Source organism: Bradyrhizobium liaoningense (assembly GCF_018130785.1).
Classification (GTDB): domain Bacteria; phylum Pseudomonadota; class Alphaproteobacteria; order Rhizobiales; family Xanthobacteraceae; genus Bradyrhizobium; species Bradyrhizobium liaoningense_A.
Map to the genome: position 1 here is coordinate 85,989 of NZ_JAFCJT010000023.1, position 13,705 is coordinate 99,693.

Below are 13,705 nucleotides of genomic sequence, written 5' to 3' on the forward strand. Positions count from 1 at the left end.
GACACCGCCCAGGCTTAAAGTCAGCCAGCCGCGCAGGTCCAGACCGTCACGCGGCGGGTATGAATCAACATCCTGTCTCAGTCCTCGTCCTCGGCCTGCGCACGACGTCTTTCCACGACATCACTCATATCGTGAAGGACAAGCACCGCGAGGGCCCCCATGCGCTGCCTCTGTTCGGGACTGAGGGTCTTGTAGAGTGGCTGCCATGCCTCGGCGAGTTTATCCAGATCGGCTGATCGTTGAGCCAATGCCTCCGAGCGTCGCTGCAGGAAGGCAATGGGGTCACGATTGCGCAAGGTTTCGACGGCATTTTGGTCGGCCCGTCGACCCACTGTTTCCGAGATTTTTGCAACACGGGCCCTCCGATCCTCCGCCCTGGCACGAATGGCGCTCTCGACGGGCGGCCAGAGCTTTTCCTGTTCAGGTGTCAGCTGCAAGGCGGCCTTGGTCAGATCGATCCGCATGTCGACCAGTGTATTCCGGTCCACCGCGTTTAGCCGATCTGGCGTCGCGGGGGATGGCTGTTGCGCGTTGGCAACCGACGGTGCGGTGATAAGGAGTGCAGCTGTTGCGATCACTACTATTTTCATCATCGGCAACCTCCTAGGTGAGCGGCCCCCAGGCACCACGCAAAAAATGATCGGCAGTGCGATCTCGCTTTGATTCAAATCAAGGGACTTGGAGAAAGAAAAGGACCTGGAGAAAGAATTGTGGCGCGGGCTGAGCGAGACCTGCGACATGTCCGTTCCCTGCGAAGCCTTCGGCGGGAGCACGCGTGATCCCTCAGTCACCGGTCGAAGCCGTTGAGACGTGCGGTGACAGCAACGACCCAACGCCGGCACCGAACCAATAGCGAGGGTTAAGATGCTGCGCGAATGACGGCTGCGCTGTGACATCGTGGTTTGTCGGCGGCGACGATAGTGCTGGCTATTGCCGTGGCAAGCGCGCATGGTCGTGAAAGCCGGCACCGGTTGGGGCTTCACTTGCGAAAGGCAAGCGTGCATGACCATCCGCTCGCGGCGAGAAACCGTCACCTTCAGGCATCCGTTCCGCATCCGCGGCATCGAGCGCATCTTTCCGGTGGGCGCCTTTGACGTCGTCACTGACGAGGAGTCGATCGAGGGCCGGACCTTTTCGGCCTATCGCCGCGTTGCCACGATGATCACCGTGCCCGCCGAAGGCCCTCGCGGCGAATATCAGGGAGCTGCGCTGTCGGCGGGATGACTGAGGCAAGCGACGACCGCCTGCGTTCTCGGCGCGCGCCATGCTCCGGACTACCGGGAATTTGGCGGCGACGATTTGAGGGGTGATCGTGCCAGGAAGCAATCAAGTAAAGGAGTGAGCCATGACATTGACCAGCGGCCGCTTCATCGGCCACGAATACGACCGGATGATCGTCCGGTTCTCCATGCATGACGGTGCCAAGGAGATTCCTTGCGCAATCTCGACCTCGGCGATGGACTACCTCGAGCCTAGCCCGCAAGTCAGGCCCGAGCAACGTGAAGCCCAGTTCATTCGCCTGCGGGATCGCATCGAAGCACGGGCGGCGAGCAAATATCGCGCGACGGAGTTCGAAGGCACGCCGCCCGGCATCGTGCTACGGGGCATCGACTTCAGGCTGTAGGGACCCGGGCTTTGACCTCCGGCAAGGGCGACTTGCGCTCAAAAGGCTTCTTTTTCGGTGGAGCGGGCAGCAATCCTTCCCGGATTGCCTGCTTTCGAGCGAGCTTGCGGGCTCGTCGAACTGCTTCGGACTTCTCGCGAGCCTTTCTCTCCGAGGGCTTTTCGTAGGAACGCCGCTGCTTCATTTCCCGGAAGACGCCCTCGCGTTGCATCTTCTTCTTGAGAACACGGAGTGCCTGCTCAACATTGTTGTCTCTGACGAGTACCTGCAATCGATTCTCCTCGCTTGGGGCTGCAAATGCGACACGTCCTGCATGGCAGCCAATTGCGCAGGACCTTCTTGCGATTTTGAGGATAGCGCTGCGACATTGGTCGCCAGCTTCGGGCAAGTCGATGCGCTTGTCACAGCGATGCAACTTCGTGCCGTCACGTGACCACTCTCTTGCAGCCCTGTCAATCGATAAGACCTTGCCTGCACGTCGACCGGATCGCGTGAGCCTCCCGATCGAAGCGGCGGAGCTGCAGATGTGCCGGGAGGTGCGAAGGCTCACATCGGCCGTTTTGCGGCACGCACTTCGGCGATTTCGGAATCGGGATGGCTGACGATGGTGGCGACCCAGATGCCGCTGATGATGAGCGACCAAGCGGTGTTCCAATAGATCCAAAACACGTGCCAGCCTCCGGTTCGACCTCGTCCGCTTGCGGGATCAGCATAACGGCAAGGCGAGGCTGATGTTCCCGGCGCGAAATACGGCGCTATTTTTGTTTGGTCGGCGGCGGCGTGCGATCGGTTTGGCCGGTGTGGCGCTTTGCCACGACATCCTCATCGCGCGGACCCTCGCGCGGGCGCGGCGGCGGCTTGGGCTGGCCCTTCTGGCCGCCATGCTTGCCGCCCATGTCGGGCTTGCCTTCAAGGTCGTTTTCGCGGGGCATGCGGGGTCAATGCGCTCGCGCGGCATTGGTTCGCGATGATGATGATGTGATGTTTTGCCTGTGAACGAGTTCATAGGATCGTCGCGGTTTGCAGTGCAGGATCATTCGCGTGCCCCGGGGCATCAAACGACGGATGGACTTGGCCTGATGCGGAAACGATTGGTCGCCTGGACCATTTTGACCTGCGCGCTGCTTGCGGTGGCCGTGTGGGGCCTGCTCGGGGCACCCGACACTGCGTCCGGCCCGCATCTGCCCTCCCGCAGCCTGACAGCCGCAGTGCGGTAGCCAGCCCCCGCGCGACCGATACAATTTCGGCATCGATCAATCTCCAACTGGAATTTGGTACCGCGGCACGGCTCCCGCTATCCTCCACGGCAAAACGACAACGCCATACGGCTTTCAGGAGGACCCCATGCTGAGACCGCCCCGACGCATCGCGCCACGCGCTGCGATCGCCACCACCCTCGCTTTCCTCACCCTCGTTTCTGGAGTCCGCGCCGGCATGGCCGAGACCTTCGCCTATGTCGGCAATGCCGACAGCAACGACATCAGCGTGTTCAAGATGGCCGAGAGCGGCGAGATGACACTGGTGCAGACCGCCGCCTTCACCGGCGTCGACAAGCCCGGCTCCTCGACGCCGCTTGCGATCACGCCCGACCATCGCGTCCTGATCGCCGGCGTGCGCTCGCAGCCATTCCTCGCGGTGAGCTTTGCGATCGATCCCAAGACGGGACAGCTCAGCCACATCGGCAACGGCCCGCTCGCCGACAGCATGGCGAACATCGCAGCCGACCGCGGCGGCAAATTCCTGTTCAGCGCCTCCTATGGCGGCAACAAGGTCGCGCTCAATCCGCTTAACGCCAACGGCGTCGCCGGCGAGCCGAAGCAGGTGATTCCGACCGGGCTGAACGCGCATGCCTTCCTGCCCTCGCCCGATAACCGCTTCGTGTTCGCGACCAATCTCGGCTCCGACCAGATTCTGAGCTTCGCGTTCGACGCCACGGCGGGCACGCTGAGGCCGAGCGATCCGCCGGTGACCAAGGTGCCGGAGAAATCGGGGCCGCGGCACTTCGTGTTCCATCCCAATGGCAAGTTCGTCTATCTCATCCACGAGCTGAACGGTGACGTCGCGGCGTTCGCCTATGAGGCCAAGAGCGGTGCCTGGGACGAGATCCAGCGCACCACCGCGCTGCCGGAAGGTTTTAACGGAAAGCCCTGGGCCGCCGACATCCACATCACCCCGGACGGCCGCTTCCTCTACGCCTCCGAGCGCACCACCAACACGCTCACCGCCTACAAGGTCGACGCGACGAGCGGCAAGCTGACCACGATCGGCAGCGTGCCGACGGAGAAGCAGCCGCGCGGCTTCCACATCGATCCCTCCGGGCGCTACCTCGCCGCCGTCGGCGAGCTCTCCGACAGCATGACGGTCTATGCGATCGACCAGAGCAGCGGCGCACTCGCCAAGCTGAAATCCTATCCGACCGGCAAGAAGCCGAACTGGGTGGAGTTTCTGAACCTGCCGTGAGGCTACTTACCCACCGGAGGGGGAGGGTAAGAGACGGCGAACCTCTTCGTCCTTGCCACGACTAATTCAACGGGCGGCATCGCGCCGCCCGCGCTGCTGCGGCATTCTCGTCCGGCCGGCCCATGGTCCGCCGCGGTTGCTTCTGCTAACGATGAGGCCGTCAAGGCCCCAACCGGAATGACCGATGCGTCCATTGCCTGCGCGTTCCTTTTCCCGAAAATTCGTTGCTCTCGCCGGACTGGTTCTGCTGTCCGCCCAGCCCACGCTCGCCGCCGATGACGACGCGCCCAAGGGGCCGGCGGTCACGGTGCTGAAGGTCGCAAAATCCTGCTTCTCCGACATCGTCGAGGCCACCGGCACGATCATCGCGCGCGAGGAGACCTCGGTGCGGCCGGAGCGTCCCGGCCTGAAGGTCACGGAGGTGCTGGCGGAAGCCGGCGACACCACCACGGCCGGCCAGGTGCTGGCGCGGCTGGCGCTGCCCGAAGGCGGCACGCTTCAGGTCACCGCCCCCGTGGCGGGCGTGATCGCGACGTCGACCGCGCAGATCGGCAACCTCGCCTCGGCCAAGGGCGAGGCGCTGTTCACGATCGTGGCGCGCAGCGAATATGATCTCGTCGGCCTGGTCGCGACCACCGATATTCGCAAGCTCGCGGTCAACCAGCAGGCAACCGTGCGCATTGCCGGCGCGGGCGATCTCGACGGCAAGGTGCGCCGCATCGGACCGACCGTCGAGCCGAACATCCAGCAGGGCATTGTCTATATCGCCATCAACTCGCCGAAGCGGCTCTTGCTGAAAGCGAGCGGACGCGCGCTGATCAAGACCGGCCAGAGCTGCAACGTCGCGGTGCCTCTCACGGCCGTGCAATATACATCCGCCGGCACCGTGGTGCAGGTGATCCGCCGCAACCGCGTCGAGACCAAGCGGGTCGAGATCGGCTTGATGTCGGGCGGCAATATCGAGGTTCGCGACGGCCTCAACGAAGGCGACGTCGTCGTCGCCCGCGCCGGCGCGCTGTTGCGCGAAGGCGATCCGGTGCGCCCGGTGATGGCCACGGAAGCTGCGAAGTAGGGTCTCGTGTGTCCCGGACGCGCTGCAGCGTGAAACGCTGCTGCGCCGAGCCGGGACCTGTCTCCCAGCGAACGATACGCCAAAAAGAATGGGCCCCGGCTCAGCGTCGCATCATTGCATGATGCGCCGCGTCCGGGGCACGAAAACTCAGACATCGTAGGGCGGGCAAAGCGGAGCGTGCCCACGTCTACTGTCGAAATCCTGGAGAGACGGTGGGCACGGCGCTTTGCGCCTTCCCACCCTACGAGAGCTCGCAAGCCCTCAGGAAAAACTAGCCGCCGGCTTCGCCGAAATGGACGTCTTCGAGCAGCGAGGAGGAGATGGTCGGGACCTGGTCGCCTTCGGAGGCGCGGGAGATGGCGACGCGGGTCTTATTGAAGACGCCTTCGGCGCTACCCTGCGCATTGAGGTTGTTGAGGAACTCGCCGACCAGCACGCTGTGCTCGCCCTTGCCGTCATCGACGACCTTGCCGGGCGAAGCGGAGGAGAGGATCAGGGCATTGTCGGGCGCGCTGATCGGCGCAAGACCATGGCTGTAGGAGCGGAAGCGGCGCTCGTAAGGATTACGGCGGGAGGCGTCGACGACGACGAGCTTGGCCTTGGCGCCCTGCTCCTTCATCATGTCGAGCACGCCGTCGATGGAGACGCCCTGGCGGCGGACATCGCTTTCCTTCCAGATCACCGCATCGACCGGCAGCATGTAGCTTTCGCGGCCGGCCTGCACGCCGTAGCCGCCGAAGAACAGCATGACGACGGTGTCGCGCTTGATCCGGGACTTCAGGCGATTGACCGCGCGGACCATGTCGTCCCTGGTGGCGTCTTCCACCATGTCGACGTCAAAGCCGTTCTTGCGCAGCGACGAGGACAGCGCACGGGCGTCGTTGATCGACTGCGTCAGCGGCGCGCTGGCGTCGGGATAATGTCCATTGCCGATGACCAGGGCGAGGCGGGACGACTGGCCGATCGAGCCGGTAACCTGGTCGGTCGACACGGCCTTGGCGGCATCGATCGCGCGCATGTTGAGGGCAGCATGGGCGCCGATCACGAGCGACACCGTGCCGATGAGGGCTGCGGCCACTGCAATCGTGCGTCTGGAAAGCTCGAGCTGCCTTACATTCATCTCGCTTCATTCCTGTCAGTGCCAAAGACCAGCCAAGCGCGCGCACACTGTTTGAGTAGCGCGATAGCGTCTTCAGGTTTGAGGGATTGGCCGGGGATGTGCCCCCGAATTGCGCGCAATTTGCGGCGCCGCACCAAACAAAGCCTTAACCGGATATCGCCTCCCCGGCAATAGATCACCCAAAATTTGAACTAAGTACCTGAATATATTGGTTAATCCTCCGAGCGGAATTTGCACGTTTTTCATCGCCGGCCCCTTGTAACCGCCTTAATCGTGCAGCTTCCGTGCCGGATTTTTCCGTGACCACCATCACATTTGTATTTCCCGCGAATCCGGGTAGCTTTTTCAAAGACTTGGAGGGGGTGGTGCGCAGATGGGAGCGTGCCGGCCGGCCTCTGGCCAAGCCCCCGCGACCAGGTATTTCATGAGCTTTCATTATTTTGCCGGCGCCGCCTGCCGTGCGCTGACGGCGCAGAAAGACGGCCCCTCGCTTTACGACGTCTGCGATCCCGTATTGTCGGGCCCTGCCAGCGGCGATCCGCATCTGGCCAAGTTCTACAAGACCGCGCTCGGCAATCCCGCATTGCGGATACTGCTGCGACGCGCGGGCGTGCCAGAGCTGCGTGACGAAGCGAAGCTGACCCGGCTCCGGGCGGCGCTCGCCCGCGCGCGCGACGAAGCCGAGCCTGATTGGGCGGCGGTCGGCCAGCCCGTCGCCGGTCTCGTCGACAGCATCGCGCTCGATCATCCCAAGCCGCCGCCGGCGATGTTCACCGGTTCCGCGCCGCCGCAGGGGCAGATCGACAGCGTGATCCGCGACTGCGCGCAGCATCTGCTCGGCTCGTACCGCAAGAACGGCTTCCTGCCGACCTATGCCGCGTTCAACCTGATCGGCGATCCTGACTTCCGCGGGCGCGAGCTGATCATGGCGCTCACCGGGCTGAACGCGCGCGGCTACAAGAATTCCTCGCTGCTGTTCAACCTCGCCCGCGTTTTCATCGCGCGCTCGCCGGCAGCCGCCGTCGTCAATCCGCCCTGGCGCGGCATTGCCGAGCCGATGTGGGAGCCGGTGCAGATCCGACACCGCTCGGCCTATTACGACGCGTTCTTCATCGAGGCGCTGCTGAGCTATGTCGAGACCGGGCTCGCCTCGCCCGCCGACAAGATTGCGGCCGAGCGCGCGATCGCCGACATGGTCGATTTCTGCGTCAACATCAGCCGCGAAGAGGTCGAGGGCATCGACGGCGCACGGTTCAACGTCATCACCGCGCTGGCGCCCGCGCCGCATCCGCGCTTCTCCCGCTACTTCGCCCAGATCAAGCAGGACCTCGGCTTCGGCGTCTACGTGCCGGATTGCGACACCACGGCGTGCTCGATCTCGGCAGCGACGCAAGCCGGCTGCACCGATCCGATCATCGACCAGCCGCTGCTCGACTTCTATAGCGGCTACCAGGTGCGCGCAGGCGTCAACGCGCCGCGCGTGACCGTGCCGCTCAACGACAATATCGACTACGAGGGCGGCGTCGCGACCTGGATCGACAACCTCAAGGGCGAGCGGCCCTATGGCAATGATCTCGATCCGACGCTCAATCTCGACATTCTCGAGGTCAGCTTTCGCAACCTCGCGCGCTGGAAGATCCTGGAGACGCCGGCGCGGCTCGCCACCGTGCATCGCATCATCGGCTTCCAGAAGCGGTTGGCGGCCAGCGGCGCCTTCGCCAATCCACGCTCGCACATCTATTACCTGCCTGAGCTCTACAGCGCCTATTTCGGCCGCTGCTATGCCGCCTTCCTGGCGCTGCCGCTGGAGGCGCAGGCCGCGATCGATCCGGACGGCGATTTCGATTTCATCCGCCACCGCGTGCTCTCCTACGTCAAGGGCGAGCTGATGGCCGCGGAGATGAACGTGTTCGACGCGGCGCTGGCGCTGATCGCACTCGGCCATCTCGGCGCCGACCCGCGCGCGTTTGCACCGGCGCTGAACGTCATCGTCGCTGGCTTGGGCGAAGGCGGCCGCCGCGGCCCGTTCCGCGCGTATGAATGGAACAAGATGAAGACGCCGACGCGGATTCTGGTGGGTGGTCCGGAGGTGACGTCAGCCTTCGTGCTGATGGGGCTGGCGGTGGCGAAGCGGGCGATGGCGCGGGGGTGAGATGTCTCTTACCCTCCGGGGTGGGGTGATCTCTCCACTCGGGCACTGTTCGTCGCGGAGAGACCGTCACCCCACCCCGCTCGCGCTACGCGCGATCGACCCTCCCCCTCCAGGGCCCCGCAAGGGGAGGGTAAGCGAAGCCCCGCCACAATGACGGGAAGTTGAAAGCTCAATCGTTGGGCAGGCGCTGGCCGGGCGGCCAAAAGCCGACCACAATTGCGGGGTCTATCGAGATTTTCATTACACGCGGACCGGCATGTTGCGGAAATTCCTGATTGCGCTGTCTTTGCTCGCACTTCCGTCGCTGGCCGAGGCCGCCGACATCACCGGTACGGCAAAAGTCCGCGCCGGCGACGCCGTCCTGATCGGGAACACGCGGGTCCGGCTCGGCGGCATCGACGCGCCAGCGGTCGACCAGCTCTGCCTCAATACAAAAACCGAGCGCTGGACCTGCGGCATCGCGGCGCGCGACGAGCTCGCCAAATACACCGAAGGCAAGAGCTGGGTCTGCCACGCCCGCGCGATCGACCGGCGCGGCCGCACCGTGGCGCGCTGCGAGGTCGGCGGCGAGGACATCCAGAAATGGCTGGTGCGCAGCGGCTGGGCACTGGCCTACACCCGCCTCTCGCGCGACTACGAACCCGACGAGGCGGCCGCGCGCGAGGCAAAGGCCGGCATGTGGCAGGGCGCCTTCATCGCGCCGTGGGACTGGCGCGTCCGCAACAAGAAGACCGCCATCCTGGGCGCGACCAAGCCGCCCGAGGGCGCGCATGCGGTGCTGCTCGCATCGGCCTCCGGGCCGGTCGCGCCCTCGCCGGACTGCACCATCAAGGGCAACGTCAACACCGCCGGCGAGTGCATCTATCACCAGCCGACCAGCCGCTGGTACACCCAGATCAAGATGAAGATCAGCAAGGGCACCCGCTGGTTCTGCTCGGTGGAAGAGGCCGAAGCCGCCGGCTGCCGCGAGACCAAGAGATGAGTGCATGGTCCGGAAACGTGTGAGGCGGTTTTCCGACAAGACCATGCTCGAAACAAAAACCACCCCAGACCTGCGTTTTGCGTGCTTTTCTTGGGCTTCCACGGCGCGTAAAATGTGAATCAGCAACCCACCAGCCTGTTCTCAAGCAACAAGGACCAACAGCAATGACCGTTCGCGCGGGCCGGGAATTTCTGGCCATCCCCGGGCCCACCACGATGCCCGACGAGGTGCTGCGGGCGATGCATCGTCCGGCCATCGACATCTACTCCAGGGAGATGCTCGACCTGACCGAAAGCCTGCTCCGCGACATCTCGAATCTGTTCGCGACCAAGGGCAAGTCCTACATCTACATCGCCAACGGTCACGGTGCCTGGGAAGCCGCTCTGAGCAACGTTTTGTCGCGCGGCGACAAGGTGCTGGTGCTGGAGAGCGGACGCTTCGCGATCGGCTGGGGCAATGCGGCAGCCTTGATGGGCGCCGAGGTCGAGGTGCTCAAGGGCGACTGGCGCCGCGCGGTGCGGCCGAGTGAAGTCGAGGAGCGCCTGCGCCGCGACAAGGAGCACAAGATCAAGGCCGTCGTCGTCGTCCAGGTCGATACGGCGTCGGGCGTGCAGAACGACATCGAGGCGATCGGCAAGGCGATCAAGGCGGCCGGCCATCCCGCGCTGTACATGGTCGACACCGTGGCATCGCTCGGCTGCATGCCGTTCGAGATGGACAAATGGGGCGTCGACGTCGCGATGTCCGGCTCGCAGAAGGGCTTGATGACGCCGCCCGGCCTCGGTTTCGTCTCCGCCAATGCGCGCGCGCTCGAGGTGCACAAGAAAGCGAACATGGCGACGCCCTATTGGAGCTGGAGCGAGCGCGAAGGCACCGAGAACTATCGCAAATACGCCGGCACCGCGCCGGTGCATTTGCTGTTCGCGCTGCGTCAGGCGATCGACCTCCTGCACGAGGAAGGTCTGGAGAACGCCTTCCGCCGCCACAGCCTGCTCGGCGAAGCCGCACGCCGCGCGGTCTCCGTATGGACGGAAGGCCAGGTGCTCGGCTTCAACGTTGCGGAGGCCAGCGAGCGCTCCAACACCGTGACCACGGTGACCATGAGCAACGGCCACGATCCGGCGGTGCTGCAACGCTATTGCAAGGACAAGTGCGGCGTCGTGCTCGGCACCGGTATCGGCGACCTCTCGGGCCAGGCCTTCCGTATCGCCCATATGGGCCATGTCAACGCGCCGATGCTGCTCGGCACGCTCGGGGTGGTCGAGGTCGCGCTGAACGCGCTGAAGATCCCGCATGGCAAGGGCGGGCTGGAAGCGGCGGTGTCGTATCTCGGCGAAGAGGTGGCGGTGTAATTCTCTTTCGTCCCGGCGAAAGCTTTGATTCTTTCTTCCTTCTCCCCTTGTGGGAGAAGGTGGCATAGGCGGCCTTCGGCCGCCGTTCTTAGGAACGCCGAAGCGAAGCTTCGGCTATGGCGCCGGATGAGGGGTTGTCTCAGCGAAATCAGTTGCGAGATGGCGTCGCCGATAGATACCCCTCACCCGTCTCACCGCTACGCGGCGAGCCACCCTCTCCCACAAGGGGAGGGGACGATCAGCGCTCGACACGATGCGCTTCGACTTGCGCCTTCAGCTCATTGAGCGACGCGAGCGGCGCCTTCGGATCCACCCGATACTCCCCACTCGCCAGCCACTTCAACACCTTCGCATCCACCATCGGCGAGTGGTGGATGACGTCGCCGTAATTGCCTAGATCGTGCGTCACTTCCTTGATCGCCCGGAAATCGTAGAGACGCACATTCGGAAGCTGCGTGAACCGCTCGGCGATGCGCGCCGTGAGATCCGTGACGGTCTTCAGCGTCGCAGGCGATGCATCGCGCATCGCGACGAATTGCAGGATCGAATAGGGCGGGAAGTAGATGTCGAAGGTTACGTCCGGATGACGCGTGATCAGGCCGACGGCGTCGCGCTCGAAATGCCGGACCATGGCGTCGTAGCCATAGCCTTCGCCGAGGAAGCGGCTGCGCACGGGACTGGTGATGTAGGCGAACGAGGCAAGCGTCTTCCTCGCATTGTAGTCACGCGCGACATCGAAATCCCGCGGCAGCGCATAGACGTCGTCGAGATCGGACAGCGCGAACTTGACGGGCAGAAAAGGCGCCGCCAGGGTCAGCGGCTCTCGCAGCGGCGGAAGCGACCGCAGCAGCGCGAACAGGGACTCCTTCGCCATCGCCGCGCTGAACAGATAGGACGCGATCCCCTTCGTTGTCCTGCGGTAGAGATCAACGGAGAGATAGGGATCGGCCTCGATATCGGCCGCATCGACAAAGATAAAATCGTCCATCTCCCAGATCACGCGCCGGGCGCCGTGGGCGATCGCCTGCTCCAGCACAAAGCTCTGCTGGCGCGAATTGGACCCGGTCATCGCCAGCTTGAGCGAACGCACGCCAAGCGCGCGATCGATGTCGCTCTGGCGGAAATGAATCGCGAGCGAGGTGCCCATGAAGGCGGTGTCGAACGACTGGCTGCGGATCAGCCCGGCATTCTGCACGCGTGTATCGTCGGAGTAGAAGGCCGCCACGAGACGCGACGGGCGAAACAGTTGCAGGGGGTCGACGACGTAGGTGAGTGCCGCCGCGCCCAGCATGCACGCGATGCTTGCGAGGAGAAGGCGCCTGAAATGTTTGAACGTGCCTCGCATCAGAACCGGAAATAGATGAATTCGCTGTGGCTCTGGATGCCGAGGATGCCGAACGCCAGCACCAGCGACGCGCCATAAAGGAACAGCGGCCGCATGCGCCCTGCCCGCAAGGCCTCACCGACCCGGCGATTGTCATGATCGTATCCCATGATCGCCTGCGTGCTCGGCGTCAGCCACACCAGCGCGGCGTAGATCGACACCAGCACCGAGGCGGCGATCTCCTCGCGGCCGAAGACGATATTCGAGGGATCGGCCATCGCATGGAGGATGCGCAGCGCCCACGCAACACTCTCGGCGCGGAAGAAAACCCAGGCCACGACGACGGCGAGGAAAGTCAGCGCGGCACCGGCGACGCGGACCGGGCGCGCAAGCAACGTCGGAACGTTCGGCACCAGCGCGCTGAAAGCGTGATTGACGCAGAGATAAGCACCGTGCAGCGCGCCCCAAACGACAAAAGTCCAGGCCGCGCCGTGCCAGAGGCCGCCGAGCAGCATCGTGATCATCAGGTTGACGTAGCGCAGCACGCGGCCGCGGCGATTGCCCCCGAGCGAGATGTAGAGATAATCGCGCAAGAACTGCGACAAGGTCATGTGCCAGCGACGCCAGAACTCGACGATGCTGGTGGCCTTGTAGGGTGAGTTGAAATTCACCGGCAGGAAGATGCCGAACATCAGCGATATCCCGATCGCCATGTCGGAATAGCCGGAGAAGTCGAAATAGAGCTGGAACGTGTAGGCGAGCGCGCCGAGCCAGGACTGGTCGAAACTCGGCGAGCGCGCCTCGAAAGCGAGCGCGACCAGCGGCTGGATGCCGTCGGCAAGGCAGGTCTTCTTGAACAGGCCGATGGCGAAGATGATGACGCCGCACAGCATCAGATGCGCATGCGGGAGTTTCGACTCCTTCTGCTCGAATTGCGGGATCATGTCCTTGTGGTGGAGGATCGGCCCCGCGATCAGATGCGGAAAGTATGTCACGAACAGCGCATAGTGCGGCAAGGCGTAATGCGCGACTTGGCCACGATACGCATCCACCAGGAACGCGATCTGGGTGAAGGTGTAGAAGGAGATGCCGACCGGCAGCAGGATGTGGACCGCGACATGCGTACCTGCCAGCGCATTGATGTTCTCGGTGACAAAGCCGGCATATTTGAAGATGCCGAGCACGAGGAGGTCGCCGACGACGCCAAATGCGAGCGCCGCCTTCCGTTGCATTGGGATGAGCTCCGCCGCGATCAGGAGATAGCCGACACCGTAATTGAAGGCGATCGATAGCAGCAGCAGAGCTACGAACTGCCAGTTGCCGATGGCGTAGAAGGCGAGCGAGGCCAGCGCCAGCCAGATCACCGGGGTCAGATTGCTGCGCCGCCCCAGCCAGAAATAGCCGGCCAGCACGGCCGGCAGGAACAGCAGGATGAACGGGTAGGAATTGAACAGCATCAGGCTGGACCGGCGGCGGGATATCGACCCTTAAGCATACAAGGGGGCGATCAACAACCCGGCGACTTGGCGCAGTCCTTGGCCTTGGCGCAGTCCCTGGCGCAGCGGCGCTGGCAATTCGCGGAATCGGGACGATATAAGGTGGAACACGCAGTTGAACGA

15 protein-coding genes are annotated in these 13,705 nt (G+C 63.9%); 8 read left to right on the forward strand and 7 right to left on the reverse strand.

The window, feature by feature from the left end; all coding sequences use genetic code 11:
* Window positions 1-77: 77 nt before the first annotated feature.
* Window positions 78-740 carry a Spy/CpxP family protein refolding chaperone gene (locus JQ627_RS31610; protein ID WP_249143550.1) on the reverse strand — a complete coding sequence of 221 codons (663 nt, stop codon included), beginning with the start codon at window positions 738-740 and terminating at the stop codon, window positions 78-80.
* 262 nt (window positions 741-1,002) lie between these two features.
* Here JQ627_RS31610 and JQ627_RS31615 point away from each other — a divergent pair, with 262 nt between their 5' ends.
* A complete protein-coding gene (locus JQ627_RS31615) occupies window positions 1,003-1,224 on the forward strand; it encodes a hypothetical protein (RefSeq protein WP_212488269.1) in 222 nt (73 codons plus the stop codon).
* Window positions 1,225-1,345: 121 nt separating this feature from the next.
* Window positions 1,346-1,624 carry a DUF1488 domain-containing protein gene (locus JQ627_RS31620; RefSeq protein WP_212488270.1) on the forward strand — a complete coding sequence of 93 codons (279 nt, stop codon included), beginning with the start codon at window positions 1,346-1,348 and terminating at the stop codon, window positions 1,622-1,624.
* Here the strand turns inward: JQ627_RS31620 and rpsU are convergent.
* The 3 genes from rpsU to JQ627_RS31630 form a co-directional block, all read right to left on the reverse strand.
* On the reverse strand, window positions 1,614-1,895 hold the full coding sequence (gene rpsU, locus JQ627_RS31625; RefSeq protein ID WP_212488271.1) for a 30S ribosomal protein S21: 282 nt from the start codon (window positions 1,893-1,895) through the stop codon (window positions 1,614-1,616). The two genes, JQ627_RS31620 and rpsU, sit on opposite strands and share 11 nt — an antisense overlap.
* A gap of 275 nt (window positions 1,896-2,170) precedes the next feature.
* Window positions 2,171-2,293, reverse strand: coding sequence for a hypothetical protein (locus tag JQ627_RS39555; RefSeq protein ID WP_312015820.1), 123 nt, complete (start codon window positions 2,291-2,293; stop codon window positions 2,171-2,173).
* Between the two features lie 86 nt (window positions 2,294-2,379).
* Complete coding sequence (locus tag JQ627_RS31630; protein ID WP_155794778.1) at window positions 2,380-2,556, reverse strand: hypothetical protein; 177 nt, start codon at window positions 2,554-2,556, stop codon at window positions 2,380-2,382.
* A gap of 147 nt (window positions 2,557-2,703) precedes the next feature.
* Between JQ627_RS31630 and JQ627_RS31635 the strand changes: the two genes are divergently transcribed.
* From JQ627_RS31635 to JQ627_RS31645, 3 genes are all read left to right on the forward strand, one after another.
* A complete protein-coding gene (locus JQ627_RS31635) occupies window positions 2,704-2,841 on the forward strand; it encodes a hypothetical protein (RefSeq protein ID WP_212488272.1) in 138 nt (45 codons plus the stop codon).
* A gap of 127 nt (window positions 2,842-2,968) precedes the next feature.
* The gene (locus JQ627_RS31640; protein ID WP_212488273.1) at window positions 2,969-4,084 is read left to right on the forward strand and encodes a beta-propeller fold lactonase family protein; all 1,116 of its coding nucleotides are present in this window, start codon (window positions 2,969-2,971) and stop codon (window positions 4,082-4,084) included.
* Window positions 4,085-4,268: 184 nt separating this feature from the next.
* Window positions 4,269-5,156 (forward strand): efflux RND transporter periplasmic adaptor subunit, encoded by an 888-nt coding sequence (locus JQ627_RS31645; protein WP_212488274.1) that lies wholly within the window; start codon window positions 4,269-4,271, stop codon window positions 5,154-5,156.
* A gap of 271 nt (window positions 5,157-5,427) precedes the next feature.
* Here the strand turns inward: JQ627_RS31645 and JQ627_RS31650 are convergent, their stop codons facing one another.
* Window positions 5,428-6,276: a caspase family protein gene (locus JQ627_RS31650; protein WP_212488275.1), complete on the reverse strand. Its 849-nt coding sequence runs from the start codon at window positions 6,274-6,276 to the stop codon at window positions 5,428-5,430.
* 424 nt (window positions 6,277-6,700) lie between these two features.
* Here JQ627_RS31650 and JQ627_RS31655 point away from each other — a divergent pair, with 424 nt between their 5' ends.
* The 3 genes from JQ627_RS31655 (at window position 6,701) to JQ627_RS31665 (ending at window position 10,762) form a co-directional block, all read left to right on the forward strand.
* Window positions 6,701-8,428: a hypothetical protein gene (locus JQ627_RS31655; protein WP_212488276.1), complete on the forward strand. Its 1,728-nt coding sequence runs from the start codon at window positions 6,701-6,703 to the stop codon at window positions 8,426-8,428.
* A 256-nt stretch (window positions 8,429-8,684) separates the two neighbouring features.
* On the forward strand, window positions 8,685-9,410 hold the full coding sequence (locus tag JQ627_RS31660; protein WP_212488277.1) for a thermonuclease family protein: 726 nt from the start codon (window positions 8,685-8,687) through the stop codon (window positions 9,408-9,410).
* Between the two features lie 164 nt (window positions 9,411-9,574).
* Entirely contained in the window at window positions 9,575-10,762 is a 1,188-nt protein-coding gene (locus JQ627_RS31665; RefSeq protein WP_212488278.1) for an alanine--glyoxylate aminotransferase family protein, read from the forward strand.
* Between the two features lie 238 nt (window positions 10,763-11,000).
* Here the strand turns inward: JQ627_RS31665 and JQ627_RS31670 are convergent, their stop codons facing one another.
* Both JQ627_RS31670 and JQ627_RS31675 read right to left on the reverse strand, forming a co-directional pair.
* Entirely contained in the window at window positions 11,001-12,107 is a 1,107-nt protein-coding gene (locus JQ627_RS31670) for a hypothetical protein (RefSeq protein WP_212488279.1), read from the reverse strand.
* Window positions 12,107-13,543, reverse strand: a complete 1,437-nt coding sequence (locus JQ627_RS31675) for an MBOAT family protein (protein ID WP_212488280.1) — start codon at window positions 13,541-13,543, stop codon at window positions 12,107-12,109. Before JQ627_RS31675 ends, JQ627_RS31670 begins: the two co-directional genes overlap by 1 nt.
* Between the last annotated feature and the right edge of the window lie 162 nt (window positions 13,544-13,705).